This is a genomic window from Paraburkholderia sp. Ac-20347 (genome assembly GCF_017104805.1).
Taxonomy (GTDB): domain Bacteria; phylum Pseudomonadota; class Gammaproteobacteria; order Burkholderiales; family Burkholderiaceae; genus Paraburkholderia; species Paraburkholderia tropica.
The window spans coordinates 1-16,989 of sequence record NZ_JAAGPN010000024.1 but is presented as its reverse complement, the minus strand read 5'-3'; the positions used below and the strand labels follow the sequence as shown (position 1 = coordinate 16,989).

At 64.4% G+C, this 16,989-nt stretch carries 15 protein-coding genes; 5 read left to right on the top strand and 10 right to left on the bottom strand.

The window, feature by feature from the left end:
- Window positions 1–585 precede the first annotated feature (585 nt).
- From G3N97_RS07230 to G3N97_RS07210, 5 genes are all read right to left on the bottom strand, one after another.
- Window positions 586–819: a hypothetical protein gene (locus tag G3N97_RS07230; RefSeq protein WP_205992612.1), complete on the bottom strand. Its 234-nt coding sequence runs from the start codon at window positions 817–819 to the stop codon at window positions 586–588.
- 103 nt (window positions 820–922) lie between these two features.
- Complete coding sequence (locus tag G3N97_RS07225) at window positions 923–1,153, bottom strand: hypothetical protein (RefSeq protein WP_205992611.1); 231 nt, start codon at window positions 1,151–1,153, stop codon at window positions 923–925.
- A gap of 9 nt (window positions 1,154–1,162) precedes the next feature.
- Entirely contained in the window at window positions 1,163–1,477 is a 315-nt protein-coding gene (locus G3N97_RS07220) for a hypothetical protein (protein ID WP_205992610.1), read from the bottom strand.
- A gap of 170 nt (window positions 1,478–1,647) precedes the next feature.
- Window positions 1,648–4,149 (bottom strand): penicillin-binding protein 1A, encoded by a 2,502-nt coding sequence (locus G3N97_RS07215; protein ID WP_205992609.1) that lies wholly within the window; start codon window positions 4,147–4,149, stop codon window positions 1,648–1,650.
- On the bottom strand, window positions 4,136–4,495 hold the full coding sequence (locus G3N97_RS07210) for a hypothetical protein (protein WP_205992608.1): 360 nt from the start codon (window positions 4,493–4,495) through the stop codon (window positions 4,136–4,138). Before G3N97_RS07210 ends, G3N97_RS07215 begins: the two co-directional genes overlap by 14 nt.
- Before the next feature lie 311 nt (window positions 4,496–4,806).
- On the opposite strand from G3N97_RS07210, the gene G3N97_RS07205 reads away from it, so the two are divergent.
- The 4 genes from G3N97_RS07205 to G3N97_RS07190 all read left to right on the top strand — a co-directional run bounded on the left by G3N97_RS07205 (window position 4,807) and on the right by G3N97_RS07190 (window position 9,330).
- Entirely contained in the window at window positions 4,807–5,400 is a 594-nt protein-coding gene (locus tag G3N97_RS07205; protein WP_205992607.1) for a hypothetical protein, read from the top strand.
- Between the two features lie 348 nt (window positions 5,401–5,748).
- A complete protein-coding gene (locus G3N97_RS07200; RefSeq protein WP_065059403.1) occupies window positions 5,749–6,429 on the top strand; it encodes a PspA/IM30 family protein in 681 nt (226 codons plus the stop codon).
- A gap of 96 nt (window positions 6,430–6,525) precedes the next feature.
- Window positions 6,526–7,716: a tetratricopeptide repeat protein gene (locus tag G3N97_RS07195; RefSeq protein ID WP_205992606.1), complete on the top strand. Its 1,191-nt coding sequence runs from the start codon at window positions 6,526–6,528 to the stop codon at window positions 7,714–7,716.
- Window positions 7,717–7,839: 123 nt separating this feature from the next.
- Window positions 7,840–9,330, top strand: a complete 1,491-nt coding sequence (locus tag G3N97_RS07190; RefSeq protein WP_205992605.1) for an NAD(P)/FAD-dependent oxidoreductase — start codon at window positions 7,840–7,842, stop codon at window positions 9,328–9,330.
- Between the two features lie 43 nt (window positions 9,331–9,373).
- On the opposite strand, the gene G3N97_RS07185 is transcribed toward G3N97_RS07190, so the two are convergent.
- Entirely contained in the window at window positions 9,374–10,144 is a 771-nt protein-coding gene (locus G3N97_RS07185) for a class I SAM-dependent methyltransferase (RefSeq protein ID WP_205992604.1), read from the bottom strand.
- A gap of 436 nt (window positions 10,145–10,580) precedes the next feature.
- On the opposite strand from G3N97_RS07185, the gene G3N97_RS07180 reads away from it, so the two are divergent.
- Window positions 10,581–11,999, top strand: coding sequence for a methyl-accepting chemotaxis protein (locus tag G3N97_RS07180; protein WP_241030445.1), 1,419 nt, complete (start codon window positions 10,581–10,583; stop codon window positions 11,997–11,999).
- A gap of 92 nt (window positions 12,000–12,091) precedes the next feature.
- Here the strand turns inward: G3N97_RS07180 and G3N97_RS07175 are convergent, their stop codons facing one another.
- From G3N97_RS07175 to G3N97_RS07160, 4 genes are all read right to left on the bottom strand, one after another.
- Window positions 12,092–12,910, bottom strand: coding sequence for an ABC transporter permease subunit (locus G3N97_RS07175; RefSeq protein WP_065059398.1), 819 nt, complete (start codon window positions 12,908–12,910; stop codon window positions 12,092–12,094).
- Window positions 12,907–13,842 (bottom strand): ABC transporter permease subunit, encoded by a 936-nt coding sequence (locus G3N97_RS07170; protein ID WP_065059397.1) that lies wholly within the window; start codon window positions 13,840–13,842, stop codon window positions 12,907–12,909. The genes G3N97_RS07175 and G3N97_RS07170 overlap by 4 nt, the downstream gene beginning before the upstream one ends.
- Complete coding sequence (gene potA, locus G3N97_RS07165; protein WP_205992603.1) at window positions 13,839–15,008, bottom strand: polyamine ABC transporter ATP-binding protein; 1,170 nt, start codon at window positions 15,006–15,008, stop codon at window positions 13,839–13,841. Before potA ends, G3N97_RS07170 begins: the two co-directional genes overlap by 4 nt.
- A gap of 112 nt (window positions 15,009–15,120) precedes the next feature.
- Window positions 15,121–16,221 carry a polyamine ABC transporter substrate-binding protein gene (locus G3N97_RS07160; RefSeq protein ID WP_065059395.1) on the bottom strand — a complete coding sequence of 367 codons (1,101 nt, stop codon included), beginning with the start codon at window positions 16,219–16,221 and terminating at the stop codon, window positions 15,121–15,123.
- Between the last annotated feature and the right edge of the window lie 768 nt (window positions 16,222–16,989).

Sequence of the window (16,989 nt, the reverse complement as noted above, 5' to 3'; positions counted from 1 at the left end):
CTCGTCAACATCAAAGGCAGACAACAGCGCGATTGACCACAAGGGCGCAACACATCGCACCCCATTTAAGCATCGTGACGCGACGGTGGAGATGTAGCTATCGTCCTAGTCTGAATTTTAAGCAGGATTCCGTCAGGCAAGAAATCTGTAGTCCTGATCTGTAGTCGTGAAAAGAAGTACGATGTGCGCATTCATGCAGCCCATCGTCCGGCCGACCTAAAATCCACGCGCCGCGCCTCCCATTCGACCTCGATGGGGGCACGTTGCGTCCGGCGAGGAAGGCAGCGGCGAACCGCTCGATCTGCGCTGCTACGGCCGGGTCGTCGTAGTCACGCGGGTTCAGCCCCGCACGCTCCTGGACCAGCGAGACGGGGATGTCGTAGATATTTCCCGAACGACTTACCAGTCCGGCCTCCTGTGCGCCACGCAGGAAGCGGACAAGCCTTCCAACAATTTTATTCGCATTACCAACTACAAAAATTGACAATTTAATTCAATTCGCCATCGCAGATATATTATTTAATATAAATATATCAAAATCAATTCAGTAAATGTCGAATAAAATTAAATTCCCCATTATTTCGACTACAGAGCAACAATCCGCGCCGGTTCGTAGTCGTCGTTAGCCACCACGACCTCACCAGGTGTAGCAATTGGCCAAGGCATTGGACCGAGCGCCACCAGATACTCGCCCAGCGCGTCCCAGCCCGCACGCATTTCACTGCAGTAGTCGTACTGCTGGTACGTCGCGAGCAACCCGTGGTTCAATCCCGCACGGTTTGCCCGTGTCGAGTACGCATAGTTCAGCCAGCGTTCCACGATTCGCTCGTCCACACCGCAAACCTGCATAAGCGTGGCGCCCGTGCGGCGCAGGTCATGCCATGACCCGGGGCCACCACACAGGAGCAGCGATGAGACTGTTTCATCGGATGGCCGATGCTTCTTTTTCCCCCACCGCCCGAAACTCTGCCGTGAAAGGATCGCTGCTTTGCAGCACAGACGTTGTGACAGGCCACTTCGAATCCTTCGGGTGAGGCAGCACGAACGGCGTGCGGCCCGTGAGCGCATGCAGTTCGCGCAGCAACCGCAGCGCGAAGTCGGACAGATGAACCGTGAGCGATTTACCGTTCTTCGCCAGCGCATCAGGTATCACGCACGTCGCCTACATGGTGCTGGTGCAGCTGTGGAAGGCGAGGCCCGTTGCGTACTTGTCCACGTCAAACATGTTGCGCACACAACCACGTAGATGATCGCCCTTGAACGCGCGAACCTGACTCTCGCCGCATCGTGAAAGAAGGTGCTGCTCCATGATGCGCCGCACGGCGTTCGCGTGCTTCGCTGTGCTGTCGGCATGCGCAACTACGTGCCACGCCTCGAACAGCTCGCGTATCGTCCGGTGCAGTTCGCCGTCCTCGCGTTCGCGCTCGGCAAGCGCCTGGCGGGCCAGATAGACGTTTGTGGGACTTTTCGCTGTCACGCCGCACTTATCCCCAGTTTTTGTTGAAGTCCCTGTGGACAAGCCCTGGGCAACCCACCCAAACCCTTGTTGCCAAAGAGAATTGTCCGCACAAAACAAAACACGGCACGTCGTTGCCGACGTGCCGTGTTAATGAGGTGAAGGGGCGAACCTGAGCGAATACCGCAGCGTTACGGCTTGTTCGTCTCGAACAGATCCATGATCTGCTGCTTCTCGCTCGTGGTGACGCTCGGCGGCGTCATGCCGCCCGGACCCATGCTGCCCGTTGCGCCGCTCGCGTCGCTGGCCGCGCCGGCCGGCACGCCCGCATCCATGCCGATCGCCGAGACGAAGCCCGCACCCGGCGTCATATCCGAGTAGTACAGCTCGCTGCCGATGGTCGTGAGACCTTGCGGCATCGGCGGCTCTTCCTGCGGAATACCGCGCAGCGCCTTGCTCATGTAGTCGACCCAGATCGGCAGCGCGAGCTGCGCGCCGAACTCGCGGCTGCCGAGGCTCTTCGGCTGGTCGTAACCCATCCACGCAACCGCCACCAGCGTGTGCTGATAGCCGGCGAACCAGCCGTCGTGCGCGTCGTTGGTCGTGCCGGTCTTGCCTTGCAGGTCGTCGCGATGCAGCACGTTGGTGCCCGCACCCGTACCCGCCGTGGCCACCGAATGCAGCAGGCTGTTCATGATGTACGCGTTACGCGGCGTGATCGTCTGCGGCGCGTTCTGGCCGGCCACCAGCGGCTGCGCGCGCGAGATCGGCTGGCCGCGTGCGTCGTCGACTTCGGCGATCAGATACGGATTGATGCGATAGCCGCCGTTCGCGAACACCGAGTACGCACCCGCCGACTGCAGCGGCGTGACGAGACCCGCGCCGAGCGCCATCGGCAGATACGGCGGCGTCTTGTCCGCGTCGAAGCCGAAACGCTGCGTCACGTAATCCTGCGCGTACTTCGTGCCGATATACGACAGGATGCGGATCGACACGAGGTTCTTCGACTTCTGCAGCGCGAGGCGCATCGGCATCGGACCGTCGGGTTGATCGTCGTCCTTCGGTTCCCACGCGTCGCCGCCCGGCGAGCTCGGCGGGAAATACAGCGGCGCATCGTTGATGATGGTCGCCGGTCCAAGACCCTTTTCGAGCGACGCCGAATAGATGAACGGCTTGAAGCTCGAACCCGGCTGACGCCACGCCTGCGTGACGTGGTTGAACTTGTTCTTGTTGAAGTCGAAGCCGCCGATCAACGCGCGGATCGCACCGTCCTGCGGCGTGAGCGAGACGAGCGCGCCTTCCACCTGCGGCAACTGCGTGATCTGCCAGTCGTTCTTCTCGTCGGCGATCAGACGCACGATCGAGCCGGACTTGATGCGCAGCGCGTTCGACGCGCGCGGCGACAGACCCGCCGCCACGAAGCGCAGGCCCTGGCCCGTCACCGTGATCTGCGTGCCGTCGAGCAGTTGCGCCGTCACCGATTTCGGCGTGGCGTCGATCACGACCGCGGAGACGAGGTCGCCGTTGTCGGGGTGATCGGTCAGTGCGTCGTCGATGGCCTGGTCGCGGTCGTCGCCGGCGGGCGGCAGTTGCACGAAACCTTCCGGACCACGATAGCCATGACGGCGCTCGTAATCCATCACGCCCTTGCGCACGGCGGCGTAGGCGGCGTTCTGATCGGCGCTGTCGATGGTCGTGGTGACCGTGAGACCGCGCGTGTACGTTTCGTCCTTGTACTGCGCGTACATCATCTGGCGCACCATTTCCGCGATGTACTCGGCGTGCACGCTGTATTCGGTGCCAGCGGTGCGCGTGTGCAGCGGCTCCTTGATGGCCTCGTCGTACTGCGCCTGGGTCACGTAGCCGAGATCGAGCATGCGCTTGAGAATGTACGCCTGGCGGATCTTCGCGCGCTTCGGATTGACGATCGGGTTATACGCGGACGGCGCCTTCGGCAGACCCGCGAGCATCGCCGCTTCGGCGAGCGTGATGTCCTTGAGATCCTTGCCGAAGTACACGCGCGCGGCGGCCGAAAAACCGTAGGCGCGCTGACCCAGATAAATCTGGTTCATGTACAGCTCGAGGATCTGATCCTTCGTGAGCGCGCGTTCGATCTTGTACGCCAGCAGCATTTCATAGATCTTGCGCGTGTAGGTCTTCTCGCTCGAGAGGAAGAAGTTACGCGCGACCTGCATCGTGATCGTACTCGCGCCCTGCGACGCGCCGCCGTGCATCAGATCGGCCACGCCTGCGCGCAGAATGCCGACGAAGTCGACGCCGCCGTGTTCGTAGAAGCGATAGTCCTCGATCGCGAGCACGGCCTTCTTCTGCACGTCGGGGATGTCGTCGAAGCGCACGAGCTGACGTCGCTCTTCGCCGAATTCGCCGATCAGCACGTGGTCGGCCGTGTAGATGCGCAGCGGCACCTTCGGCTGATAGTTCGTAAGCGCGTCGAGCGAAGGCAACTGCGGGCCCATCACGACGAGCGCGTAGCCGACGATCAGCGCGCCCACCACGGCCAGCGTAGCGAACAGGCCGAAGAAGCCGAGCGCGATCGACGCACCGATCGAGCGGCGTTTGGGCCGTTCGTCGCGCGCGTCGTCGCGGCGCTGTGGCTCGCGTCCACGGTTGAAGGAGGGTTCCCGATCGTCGTTCGGGTACTGCGGTGAAGGCGGTCGTTTAATGATAGGCATGACTGGAATGATTGGCGCGTTCGTTTGCGCCGCGGCTGCGCGGCAAGCGCGCGTAGATCTCGATCATGGCGTCATGGCGCCAATGCGGCATGTGACGGCGCCGCGCCCCGAGCGCGGTACCGTAACGCGGCCGGCAACGCCCCCGTCCGGCCACGTGGCGCGCGAATTCCGCGCGCCGTCGCAAGGTGAATCTTTCATCACCCTTTCGCGTGACGCCCGCCCATGAAGCCTTGTGCGCTGCATCGACGCGAAATGTAACAGCGCATTCTAAATAATTCGGGCGGGGGCGGTCGCGCTTTTTTTGTAAGAGTTTCCTGGACAAGCCCATGCCGACCTGTTTATTCACCGTGAATGCCGTGCAGTGACGGCAGTTTGCGCCATCTGACGCGTTCTGCGGAGAAAGTGTCGAAGCGATGGGAGATCGGCGCGCGCATTCGACGCTGCGCGCCCCAATCCGCAATAGATCATTGCGCGATGCGCAAGCGCCGTGCGCGCAGCTTGGCGTTGCGCATCGCGCGTCTCGTCTTATCATGGAGAGATTGCTGCACGCCCCTGCGCGAGCGGCGGCCATCGCGCTGCTGTAACGGCCGCCCCACCCGCGCCGGACCCGAGGTCATTCGAGGCCGACCCCGACGCCGATCCATCGGCGAGCCGATCATGAACAAGCCCAGCGAACGCATCGTGGTCTTCGTCACCCCCGCGCAGAAACGCGCGATCTCCGCCACTGCCGACGAGCTCGGCATCAGCATCAGCGAGCTCATGCGGCGCGCGGTGATCGCCTTCAGCGCGACCAGCGACCAGGTGAAGGCGGCCAGCATCGTCGACCGTCTGAACGCGCCGCGCCAGCCCGACGCGCTCGCGCAGGTCTTGCGCAAGGCGGCGAAACCGCTGAAGCCGGGACGCGCCGGCATACGGCCCGCTGCCGGCGACGAAGCGAACGCGCCGCACGAAACCGACGCGCCGCTCGAACACGCGCAGACATCCGACGAAACACACGCGGAACACGAAGTCCATCTCGAACACGACGCCACGCACGAATTGGCGCAGGCGGTCGCGCGCCTCGCGGCATCCGCCGCCGAAAGCGCCGCGCAGGAGAGCCACGCCGCACTTCCGCAAGACCTGCATTTCGCCGATAACGAACCGCTGCAGCCGCTCAGCGGCACGCCGTTCGCGCGTCGCACGCTCGACGACCGCGACGAAGAAGACACGCATCGCCATGGCCCCGCGCCCGAGGGCGGCAAGTTCGCCTGAGCAGGCGCCCGCCCGCGCCAATCTGAACGCCAACGCGACGGCCGATGCACGCGCCGCGCGCCCTCTGCGCGCCGTGCCTTTAAGTCCCTTTTAAGAGACCCCGTGGTGTAATATCCGCGAGCGATGCGCGCTGGGCCACGCATGAAACGCGGCTCGACGTGAAGAAAGGTCAATTGTGTCGGCGTGAATCGTTCGCGCTATTGCAATCGGCGCTTTCGTCCCGATTTGCGCGCTGCATGCGCGGCTCGCCCAAAGCGGCGTAAGCTGAACGCGAGGCGCGCGCACGTGCCGCAAGCCGCATCGCGGCCCGCCAAACGTAGGGCCGATCTCATTTCACCGGAGAATTACATGTCGCTTTTCGACTCCATCTCTCGCACGGTCAAGGGTCTCTTGAACGATGCCGCCGACTCCGTGCAGGACCCGTCGCGCGACGCGCGCCAGATCGTGCGCGAACTCGACGACAGCATTGCGAAAGCCGAGAACTCGCTCGTCGAGATCCAGGCGCAGGTCGCAATGCAGCAAAGCAAGCGCGACGTGGCCGCCGACAAGGCGAAGAAGTACGAAGACGGCGCGAAGCGCGCGCTGCAATCGGGCGACGAAGCGCTTGCCCGCGAAGCGCTCGGCGCGCAGTCCACGGCTGAAGCCGAACGCGACGCGCTCGCGGCGGAACTTGCCAAGCTCGAACCGTCGGTCGACCAGCTGAAGCAGCAGATCGACGACATGCGCTCGCGCCGCAACGACCTCAACGCGCGCTCGAATATCCTGCAGGCGAAGCAGCAGATCGCCCAGGCCAAGGACGTCGCGGCCACCGCGCTCGGCGGCATCGGCGGCAAGAATCTTGCGCAGGACTTTCAGAAGCTCGAAGACAAGGTGAACCTGTCGAACGCCCGCTCCGACGCCCGTCTGAATTCGGCGGACACGTCGAGCGGCAAGGCGCTCGACGACAAGCTCGCCGCGCTGAACAAGGGCCCGTCGGTGGACGACCGCCTCGAAGCCCTGAAAAAGCAGCTGAATACGCCGGCGCAGTAACGCGCCGCGCGTGACGGATGCGGCGCGGCGGTCTTCGCGCGCCGCATCCACGTAACACTGTCATGGAGACGGGCGACAAGCCGCCCGGCCTGCAACATGAAAAAGTTTCTTGTCGCTGTTTTCGCTTCGCTTGCGTTCGTGAGCGGCCTGGCGTTTGCCGTGCCGAGCGTCCAGCAGATCGAATCCGCGATGTCGCAAGGCGACTGGCAACGCGCCGACTCGGGTCTCACCGAGGTTCTGCAGGCGCATCCGGACAACGCACGCGCGCACTATCTGTACGCGCAGGTGCTCAACCGCGAAGGCCGTTACGCCGATGCGCTCACGCAGGTCCAGCAGGCGAAGCAGCTCGACCCGCAAGTGCGCTTCACGCAGCCGCAGCGCTTCGCGCAGGTCGAAGCCAAAATCCGCTCCGACGCCGCGCGCGCCGGTGGCGTCACCACCAACCGCGCAAGCAATCCGTTCGCGCAGCAATCGCAATCCGTTGCGCCCGCCGCCGCCATGGCCGCTGCCGCGCCGGTCAGGCACGGTCCTGGCATCGGCATGTGGATCGGCATTGCGATCGTCGTGATCGGCATCGCGCTAGTGCTGCGCTGGACGCTGCGCCGCGCGAAATCGAACGACGACGCCAAGGCCGGCGACGACCGCCGCGACCAGCTCAAGCGCGCCACCGACCTGCTCAATGGCGTGCGTTCGCTCAAGCTCGACGTGAAGCTCTCGACGGCGGCCGGTCACGAGGTGCTGGAGAAGGATCTCGAAGCCTTCGAAACGCAGCTTCGCAGCGTGGTCGAACGGCTTTCGGGCAGCACGAATCCCGTCGCGCCCTACGAGATCGAAGATCTGGAACGCCAGTTCGAAAGCCTCAAGGCGCGCGCCGAAGGCCGCTCCGATCCGAACGCCCAGGCCGCCGCGCCGGCGGCCGCGTACGGCAGCGGCTCGGCGTATGCGCGTGAAGCCGACGCCGCCTTTGGTCACAATCCGCAATATCCGCCGCAGTATCCGCCGCAACAGCAACCGCAAGTCATCGTGCAGCAAGGCGGCGGTGGAATGGGCGGCATGGGCGGTCTGCTGACGGGCGTACTGCTCGGCGAAGCGCTCAACCACGGCCGCGACCGCGTGATCGAACGCGACGTGCTCGTCGACGACGACGGCCGCCGCGTGCCGCGCGACGGCGGCAACGGCGGCGGTCTCGACTTCGGTCAGGGCTCGAACGACTGGGACGACGGCTCGGGCGGCGGCGTCGACATGGGCAGCAACGATAGCGGCGGTTCCGACGACTGGAACAGCTAGGCGCCCAGCCGCTGCGCATTCACCGCCGGTGTTGGATGACGGGCTCCCTCGCGGAGCCCGTTTTGCATCGGCGCTGCCTTTCCTTTTCGAGCACGCGCTCGCGCTTTGAAGAAGCACACGACCATGGCCACACCTGCGGGACCCTCCTCCACTGCGCCGCGCATCGTCATCGTCGGCAGCGGTTTTGCCGGTATCGGCATGGCGATCCGGCTGCGCCGCATGGGCATCGAGTCGTTCACGATTTACGAAGCCGCCGCGAGCCTCGGCGGCACCTGGCGCGACAACGCCTATCCCGGCGCGGCCTGCGATGTGCCTTCGCATCTCTACTCGTTTTCGTTCGAGCCGAACCCGGACTGGACGCGCACCTATGCGCCCCAACGCGAGATCCTCGACTATCTCGAACGCTGCGCGCGCAAATACGACGTCGAGCGCTTCGTCGTCTATCGCTCGCGGGTGAGCGCCGCGCGTTTCGATGTGACGCGCGCCGTCTGGGTGATCGAGATCGAACGCGACGGCGTGACCGAAACCGTGGAAGCCGATCTGCTGATCGCCGCCAACGGACCGCTCTCGCGTCCCGCCCTGCCCGCGATCGACGGGCTCGATCGCTTCGAAGGCAAGCTGTTTCACTCGGCGCGCTGGGATCACGACTACGCGCTCGAAGGCAAACGCGTGGCCGTGATCGGCACGGGCGCGAGCGCGATCCAGTTCGTGCCGCGCATCCAGCCGCGCGTCGCGCAACTCACGGTGTTCCAGCGCACCCCGCCGTGGATCATGCCGCGCCGCGACCGCGCGATCAGCGCGCGCCGGCGCTGGATTTACCGGCACGTGCCGCTCGCGCAGCGGCTCGCGCGCTCGGCCATTTATTGCCAGCTCGAATCGCGCGCGCTCGGCTTCATCGTCGATTTGCGCCTGCTGAATGCGCCGATGAAATTCGCGCGCAACTATCTCGCGCACAAGGTCAAGGACGCGGCGCTGCGCGCGAAACTCGCGCCCGATTACCTGCTCGGCTGCAAGCGTGTGCTGCTATCGAGCGACTATCTGCCCGCGCTCACGCAGCCCAACGTGGCGCTCGTGACGGAGCCGATTCGCGAAGTGGTCGCCGATGGCGTCGTGACGCAAGACGGCACGCATCATCGCGTCGATGCAATCGTCTGCGGTACGGGTTTTCAGGTCAACGACGTGGATGCGCCGTTTCGCGTGACGGGCCTCAACGGCGCGGATCTCGGCGAAGCGTGGCGGCGCGACGGCCCCGAGGCGTATCTGGGCGCGAGCGTGGCGGGCTTTCCGAACTTCTTCATCGTGATCGGCCCGAACACGGGGCTCGGCCACAACTCGATGATCTACATGATCGAGTCGCAGATCCGCTATATCGCCGATTGCATTCGCGCGATGCAGCGCCGCCGCGCGCGCACGATGAACGTTCGTGCCGACGTGCAGCGCGCGTTCAACGCGAAGCTGCAGGCGCAGCTCGCGCGCACGGTCTGGAAGTCGGGCTGCCATAGCTACTATCAGACGAAAAGCGGCAAGGTCACGTCGCTGTGGCCCGGTTTCACGTTCGCGTTTCGTCACCAGACGCGGCGCGTGCGCGAAAGCGACTATGAGTTCGGTCGCTGATGGCGCGTATATTTCGGCATCCGAATCATATGCGCCACGCGCTCTACACGCGCACCGGCTTGCCCGCGTAGACCCGCGTTTCGTACGCGAAGTCCACCGTGCCGCCCTGCTGCGTGGCATCGAACAGCGTGCGTAGCGCCGCAAGCATCGGCGCGTGACGGGCGTCGTCGGCCTTCGGCGCATACGAGGACGACATCAAGCGCCCTTTCAGCGCGTCGAAATCGAGCTGTTGTGCGTTCGGAAACACCGTTCTCTGTTCGAAGCCCTCGCCGAACCAGTCGGCCATCGCATCGTCGGACGGATAGGTTTCGGCGACCTGGGTGTAGTCGGAGCAATACCCGTGCAGCAAAGCCTCATAGCCTTCGAGAAACGCCGAGCCCTTGAGCAGACGGCTGTTCCAGAACAGCAGGATCTTGCCGCGCGGCTTGAGCACGCGCGCGAATTCACGCCGCGCGCCCGCCTTGTCGAACCAGTGAAACGCCTGCGCGGCAATCACAAGATCGACGCTCGCGGTATCGAGCGTGCTCGCTTCCGCCGTGCCCGCCACGCTGCGATGGCGCGGATAGTCGGCCAGAAATGCGTCCGCCGCCGCGCGCATCGCCGCATTCGGCTCGACGGCGACGACCGGATGGCCCGCGTCGAGAAAAAGTTTCGACGATAAACCCGTGCCCGCGCCGATGTCGGCCACCGTCGCGCCTGGCGCGACGCCGCATTCGACGTGCGCGAACGTCGCCACTTCGCGCGGATAGCTCGGGCGGTACTTCACGTAGTCGGCGACCCGGTCGGTGAAACGCCGGGTGGAATCGTCGGTCATGAACGCCCCTCGTCGTGTGTTGTGCGCTCAGTGTGTCGCGTCGTGCGCGGCGCGCCGTGTCATCCGGCCCCACTCAGCAGCTTGAGCAGGTCCCAGAGAAAACGGCACACCATCACGATCAACTCCCAAAGCTGAGCCAGTTGTCCAAATATCGCTTCTATCATCATGTTCCCACTGCGGAGCGCGCCCATCGCGATCCGCAAGCCCCGATCATAGCGCCCCGCGCTACCCGCACGCGAAAGCGGCCTGGAAGCCAGGCCCGAAGTTGGCCCGATGTTGGCCCATAGTTGGTCCGGAAAGCCCGCTCAAGTCGCCGTCCGGGCTGCCGTAAACAAGTTGAAATCCCGGCGATCGCGCACGCGTCATGCATGCGTGGCGCGACGACCGGGCGCGACACGCATCGCCGCAGCGAATACGTAGAGCAAGGAGACTTCCGATGACAGTTTTGCGCATGGCCTGGCGCGGCCGCCGCCGCCCGGGGAAATCGGCTTCGATCGTCGGCGATATCGCCGCGCACGCGGGCCGGCTTGGCATCGAAATCTGCGACGTGTCCGGCAACGTCGAGGCCGTGGCGGCCCGCGTCGGGCATCAGGCGGACGTCTGCGACGCCTTGCGCGAGTCGGCCGCGCACACGCTCGCCGGCAATCACCAGATCGCCACCGCCGCGCGCGCGATGCGCGAAGTCAGCGCCGGGACCGCCGCCAACGTGCAGGCCTCGCAGCAGACCATCGAGGCGTCGCTCGGCGACATTCACGGGCTGGTCGAGGGCGTGACCGTCATCGAGACCCAGATCGGCGCGCTCAAGGCGGCGCTCGAACACGTCTCGCGGGTTTCCGAGGAAATTTCGCTGATCGCGCGGCAAACCCAGTTGCTCGCGCTGAACGCCGCCATCGAGGCCGCGCGCGCGGGGGAATCCGGCAAGAGCTTCGCGGTGGTCGCCGCCGAGGTGAAGAACCTGTCCGCCAAGACCGCGCAAGCCACCGGCCAGATCGAGCAGACGCTCGCGAAACTCACGCAGCAGACCGAGCGCCTGATCGTCGAAGGCGCGGCCAACACGGAACGCGCGCATCGCGTGCGCGAAGGCACGCGGGCGATCGGCGAGGCCGTGCACAGTACCGGCGACGCAATCACCCTGCTCGACGCCCACGCCGGAGACATCGCCAAACTGACCGGCGAGATCGAGGCGAAGTGCGACGGTCTCGAAGCACAGGTCAGCGATATGGCCAACGGCGTCGAGGATTCGAGCCGCAATTTCGCGCAGGCCAAGGATCAGCTCGGCAAGCTGCTTTCGGTCTCGGAGACGCTCATCGAGCTGTCGGCCGCGACGGGCGTGGAAACCGAGGACACGCGTTTCATCGACAGCGTGCAGCGCGCGGCGGCGCAGGTCGGCAAGCTCTTCGAAGCGGCCGTCGCGCGCGGCGAGATCAGCGAGGCCGATCTGTTCGACCGCCACCACGCGCCGGTGCCGAACACGCAGCCGCAGCAGCACATGACGCGCTTCACAGCGTTCACCGACCGCGTGCTGCCGCCGATACTCGAACCGCTGCTGCAACTCGACGAGCGCGTGGCCTTCTGCGCCGCCATCGATCCGCTCGGCTACATTCCCACGCACAACCGCAAGTTCTCGCATCCGCAGGGCGCGGATCCGGTATGGAACGCCGCGAACTGCCGCAACCGGCGCATTTTCAACGACCGCACCGGGCTCGCGGCGGGCTCGCATACGAAGCCGTTTCTGTTGCAGACGTATCGGCGCGATATGGGCGGCGGCCAGTTCGCGATGATGAAGGACGCATCGGCGCCGATCTTCGTCAACGGACGGCATTGGGGCGGTTTTCGAATGGGGTATCGGCTTTAAACGCGCGCTCGTCCAAAAAGAAAAACGGCGCGCAGACCGAAGTCCACGCGCCGTTTTGTCTGTTTTGGCGACGCTGCACAAGCAGCGAAACCTCAGACCGCCATCGCCGAGCGCCGACGTTCGGCGCGCTGCATGAAGTAATTGCCGACGATCACACCTACCGTCACAACGCCGATGAACAGCGTCGCGAGCGCGTTCATTTCCGGATTCAGGCCCAGACGCACGCGCGAGAACACCACGAGCGGCAGCGTCGTCGAGCCGGGGCCCGAGAGGAACGCCGAGAGCACGAGGTCGTCGATCGACAGCGTGAACGACAGCAGCCAGCCCGCCGCGAGCGCCTGCGAGATCAGCGGCAACGTGATCTGGAAGAACACCTTGAACGGCGTGGCGCCGAGGTCGAGCGCGGCCTCTTCCAGCGACGGATTCAGCTCGCGCACGCGCGACTGCACGATGATCGCGACGTAGGAGATGCAGAGCATCACGTGACCGATCCAGATCGTGAACACGCCACGGCCCGCAGGCCAGCCGAGCAGCTTGCCCATTTCGACGAACAGCAGCAGCAGCGAAATGCCCTGAATCACTTCGGGGATCACGAGCGGCGCGTTGATCATGCCCGTGTAGAGCGTGAAGCCGCGAAAACGGCCCATGCGCGCGAGCACGAAACCCGCCCACGTGCCGATGATCACCGAGGCGAACGCCGTCATCAGCGCGATGCGCAGCGAGAGCCACGCGGCGTTGATGAGTTCGTCGTCGGTCGCGAGCGCCTGATACCAGCGCGTCGAGAAATGCGTCCACACCGTCACGAGTTGCGACTCGTTGAACGAATAGACGATCAGGCTGACGATCGGAATGTAGAGGAACGCGAAGCCGAGGCCGAGCGCGATGAATTGCAGGACGCGATTCGGTTTCATTTGCCGCGGCCCTCCAGTTCCTTCGCCTGGAAGTGCTGGAACAGCGCCATCGGCACGAGCAGCAGCAGCACCATCGCGCAGGTGACGGCGGACGCCATCGGCCAGTCGGCGTTATCGAAGAACTCGTTCCACATGACGCGGCCGATCATCAGCGTGTTCGCGCCGCCGAGCAGTTCCGGAATCACGTACTCGCCGACCGCCGGAATGAACACCAGCAGGCAGCCCGCGATGATGCCGTTCTTCGAGAGCGGCAGCGTGATTTCGAGGAATGCGCGCCACGGCTTCGCGCCGAGGTCGTAAGCGGCTTCGAGCAGCGTGAGGTCCATTTTCACCAGGTGCGCGTAAAGCGGCATCACGAGAAACGGCAGGTACGAATAGACCATGCCGATATAGACCGCCGTGTTCGTGTGATACAGCTCGATGGGCGAATGGATGATGCCGACCGACATCAGGAAATTGTTCAGCAGTCCGTTGTTCTTCAGGATGCCGATCCACGCGTAGACGCGAATCAGGAACGACGTCCAGAACGGCAGCATCACGGCCATCATGAGGATGTTGCGCGTGGCCGGATTCGAGCGCGCGATGTAGTACGCCATCGGATAGCCGATCAGCAGACACAGCAGCGTCGAAATGGCCGCCACGACCACCGAATTCACGTAGGTCGCGAAGTACAGGCTGTCCTGGAACAGAAACGCGTAATGCGAGAGGTCGAGCGCGATGTGCCAGACGCCGTCGCTGAACGACGTGAGTTCCGTGTACGGCGGAATGCCGAGCTGCTGGTCCGCGAAGCTGATCTTCACCACCAGAATGAACGGCACGAGGAAGAACAGCAGCAACCAGAAGAACGGCCCCGCCACCACGGCGGTGCGGCCCGTCAGGTTGAAGCGCCGCGCCGGCCAGTGCAGCACGTCCTTGAAGGTCGGCGCGCTCATGACGTCAGCACCACGCCGGCCGAGGCGCTCCAGCGCACGTAGACTTCGTCCTCCCAGGTCGGCGAGTCGATCTCGGAGAGCGCGAGGCTCGACATGTTCGCGATCACCGTCTTGCCCGATTCGAGCTTGACGTGATACAGCGAGTAGCCGCCCATGTAGGCGATGTTCTTGACGACGCCCTTGCCCCAGTTGAACACGCCCTCGGGCGGCTTGCGCGTGAGCGAGATGCGCTCGGGGCGCACCGAGATCGTCACGGGCATGCCGAGCGGGCCGGTGATGCCGTGGTTCACGTAAAGGCGCACGGGCAGGTCCGGGGACTCGACGAACACGTGGTCCGGTTCGTCTTCCACGACGTTGCCGTCGAACAGATTGGTCGAGCCGATGAATTCCGCCGAGAAACGGCTGTTCGGGTACTCGTAGACCTCGTTGGGCGTGCCGAGCTGGACGATCTCGCCTTCGCTCATCACCGCGAGGCGGCCCGCCATCGTCATCGCTTCTTCCTGGTCGTGCGTGACCATGATGCAGGTGACGCCAACCTTGTCGAGAATATTGACGAGCTCGATCTGCGTGCGCTGGCGAATCTGCTTGTCGAGCGCCGACATCGGCTCGTCGAGCAGCAGCAGCTTGGGACGCTTGACGAGCGAGCGCGCGAGCGCGACGCGCTGCTGCTGACCGCCCGACAACTGATGCGGCTTGCGCTTCGCGAAGCGCGTCATCTGCACGAGTTCGAGCGCGTTGGCCACGCGATCCTTGAGCTCGCCCTTCTTGACGCCTTCCTGGCGCAACCCGAAGCCCACATTCGATTCCACGGTCATATGCGGAAAGAGCGCATACGACTGGAACATCATGTTGACCGGACGGCGGTACGGCGGCAGCGTGGCGAGGTCTTCGCCGTCGATCAGGATCTTGCCCGACGTGACGGTCTCCAGACCGGCGAGCATGCGCAGCAAGGTGGACTTGCCGCAGCCCGAGCTGCCGAGCAGCGCGAACAGCTCGCCCTTCTTGACCGACAGGTTGACGCCCTTGACGGCCGTGGTGTCGCCGAACTTCTTGACGACATCGACGACTTGCACGAAGTTGTCCGCGGCGGGATTGGCACCGTTGGCCGCGGCGAAGCCCGAAGGCAGCACACCGGCGGTTGCCGGCGCGCTCGACTGGTCACTCATGATTCTCTCTGCCCTGCCTGGTTCTGCCTGACTACTGGACGGGGTTGACGAACAAAGCCCCCGGCGTCGTGCCGAGGGCTCGGGTAAAACGATCAGTCTGCTGCGCGGCGCGTCAGCGGCCCGACTTGAATTCGGTCCACAGACGCGTCTGCAGACGCTGGATCTCAGGCGGCAGCGGCTTGAGCAGGAACAGGGTCTTCAGGACCTCGGGCGGCGGGTAGACGGCCGGGTCGTTGGCGATGTCCTTGTTCACGTACTTGCGCGCTTCCGCATTCGCGCTCGGGTAGAACACCGTATTCGTGATCGCCGCGTGCACCTGCGGCGTCTCGATGTAGTTGATCCACTCGTAAGCGGCTTCCTTGTGCTGCGCATCCTTCGGGATGGTCATCACGTCGAACCAGATCGGCGCGCCGCCCTTCGGGATGTAGTACTCGATCTTGTACGGCTTCTTCGCCTCGATCGCGCGATGCTTGGCGATCACGACGTCGCCCGACCAGCCGTAGGCGAAGCAGACATCGCCGCCGACCATGTCGTTGATATAGCCCGACGAGTTGAACTGCGTGATGTACGGACGGATCTTCTTCATCATCGCCAGCGCGGCGCGATAGTCGTCCGGGTTCGTCGAGAGCGGATCCTTGCCGATGTAGTGCAGCGCGGCCGCGAACATCTGGTCCGGCGCGTCGAGCACCGAGACGCCGCACGCCTTCAGCTTCGAGATGTTCTCGGGCTTGAAGAGGATATCCCAGTTGTCGAGCGGCACGTTCTTGCCGAGGATCTGCTGCGCCTTCGTGACGTTGTAGGCGAGACCCGTCGTGCCATACGCCCAGGGCACCGCGAACTTGTTGCCCGGATCCGCGCCGGCGACGAGCGCCATCAGCTGCGGATCGAGATACTTGAGATTGGGGATCTTCGACTTGTCGATCGGCGAGAAAATGCCGGCGGCGATCTGCTTGCCCGCGTAATTGCTGGTCGGCACAACGATGTCGTAGCCCGAATTGCCCGCGAGAAGCTTGGCCTGGAGCGTGTCGTCGCTATCGTAGTTGTCGTACTTGACCTGAATGCCGGTTTGCTTCTGGAAGTTCGGAATCGTGTCCTTGGCGATGTAATCGGACCAGTTGTACACGTTCAGTTGCGTATCTTTCGCCACCGACGACACCCACGGCGCCGCGCACAACGCGATCGCACCCAGATGCGCCCAAACCCGTTTCTTCATCCCGTTCTCCGATTCACTCAGCCACGGCGCGGCTCGCGCCCGCCCTTTGTTTTTGCCTCGCATGTCGCCGCGCCTCGCGCGGCTCCCCAGAATTTACCGAACCTACCATCAAACATGCCAGGCGCCAAAAAAGAACGCCCGCATGTCGCGCAAACGGAACACGCATTCTCCGCGCGCGACCGATGGCCACCGATGGCAAATCGGGCGCAATTTTAGCCGTTTATGCGTCCCTGTCTACCGAAAAAACCGGACCGTGCAACATTCGCGCGACGCGGGCCGCGCCCGGGCGCCACGCGGGCCGGGCTTGCGCCGCGTCATCGCTGGGGCACGTCCGGCGCACCGGCGCGGGACGCGTGGTAAAAACCCCGAGCAGACCGGGCTCGCGCCTCGCGAGCCTCAGGGCGGCATGCACCGCCCCGCGCGCCCCTCCGACCACCGCCCGCCTCCGGACGACCCGACGCATGAGCCTCGATACTCCCGCGCCTCGCCTTAGTCTTTGCTTTCTCCGTCTTCTGTCCTGTGTGTCCTCTGTGCCGTCTTTACTGCCTTCCCGGGCGCGCATCGGTGCGATCCGCGCGGTATCGGCCTCGCGCAGGCGCAGCCGGGTTGACGCGACCCATCGCGCATCAATGTCGATTCAGACGCTGGCAATCGCCGCCCTGTGTCTCGCCGCCGCCCCGGCCGCGCACGCCAGCATCGCCATGCTGCAGCCGCCGCGCGAAGTCGCCGCCTCCGAGCCGCTCGAACTCACCCTGCTCGTCACCGCCG

Bases quoted from the DNA above. Each gene is read 5' to 3' on its own strand.
- G3N97_RS07215 (WP_205992609.1), bottom strand. From the start codon at position 4,149: ATGCCTATCATTAAACGACCGCCTTCACCGCAGTACCCGAACGACGAT.
- G3N97_RS07205 (WP_205992607.1), top strand. From the start codon at position 4,807: ATGAACAAGCCCAGCGAACGCATCGTGGTCTTCGTCACCCCCGCGCAG.
- G3N97_RS07200 (WP_065059403.1), top strand. From the start codon at position 5,749: ATGTCGCTTTTCGACTCCATCTCTCGCACGGTCAAGGGTCTCTTGAAC.
- G3N97_RS07195 (WP_205992606.1), top strand. From the start codon at position 6,526: ATGAAAAAGTTTCTTGTCGCTGTTTTCGCTTCGCTTGCGTTCGTGAGC.
- G3N97_RS07190 (WP_205992605.1), top strand. From the start codon at position 7,840: ATGGCCACACCTGCGGGACCCTCCTCCACTGCGCCGCGCATCGTCATC.
- G3N97_RS07185 (WP_205992604.1), bottom strand. From the start codon at position 10,144: ATGACCGACGATTCCACCCGGCGTTTCACCGACCGGGTCGCCGACTAC.
- G3N97_RS07180 (WP_241030445.1), top strand. From the start codon at position 10,581: ATGACAGTTTTGCGCATGGCCTGGCGCGGCCGCCGCCGCCCGGGGAAA.
- G3N97_RS07175 (WP_065059398.1), bottom strand. From the start codon at position 12,910: ATGAAACCGAATCGCGTCCTGCAATTCATCGCGCTCGGCCTCGGCTTC.
- G3N97_RS07170 (WP_065059397.1), bottom strand. From the start codon at position 13,842: ATGAGCGCGCCGACCTTCAAGGACGTGCTGCACTGGCCGGCGCGGCGC.
- potA (WP_205992603.1), bottom strand. From the start codon at position 15,008: ATGAGTGACCAGTCGAGCGCGCCGGCAACCGCCGGTGTGCTGCCTTCG.
- G3N97_RS07160 (WP_065059395.1), bottom strand. From the start codon at position 16,221: ATGAAGAAACGGGTTTGGGCGCATCTGGGTGCGATCGCGTTGTGCGCG.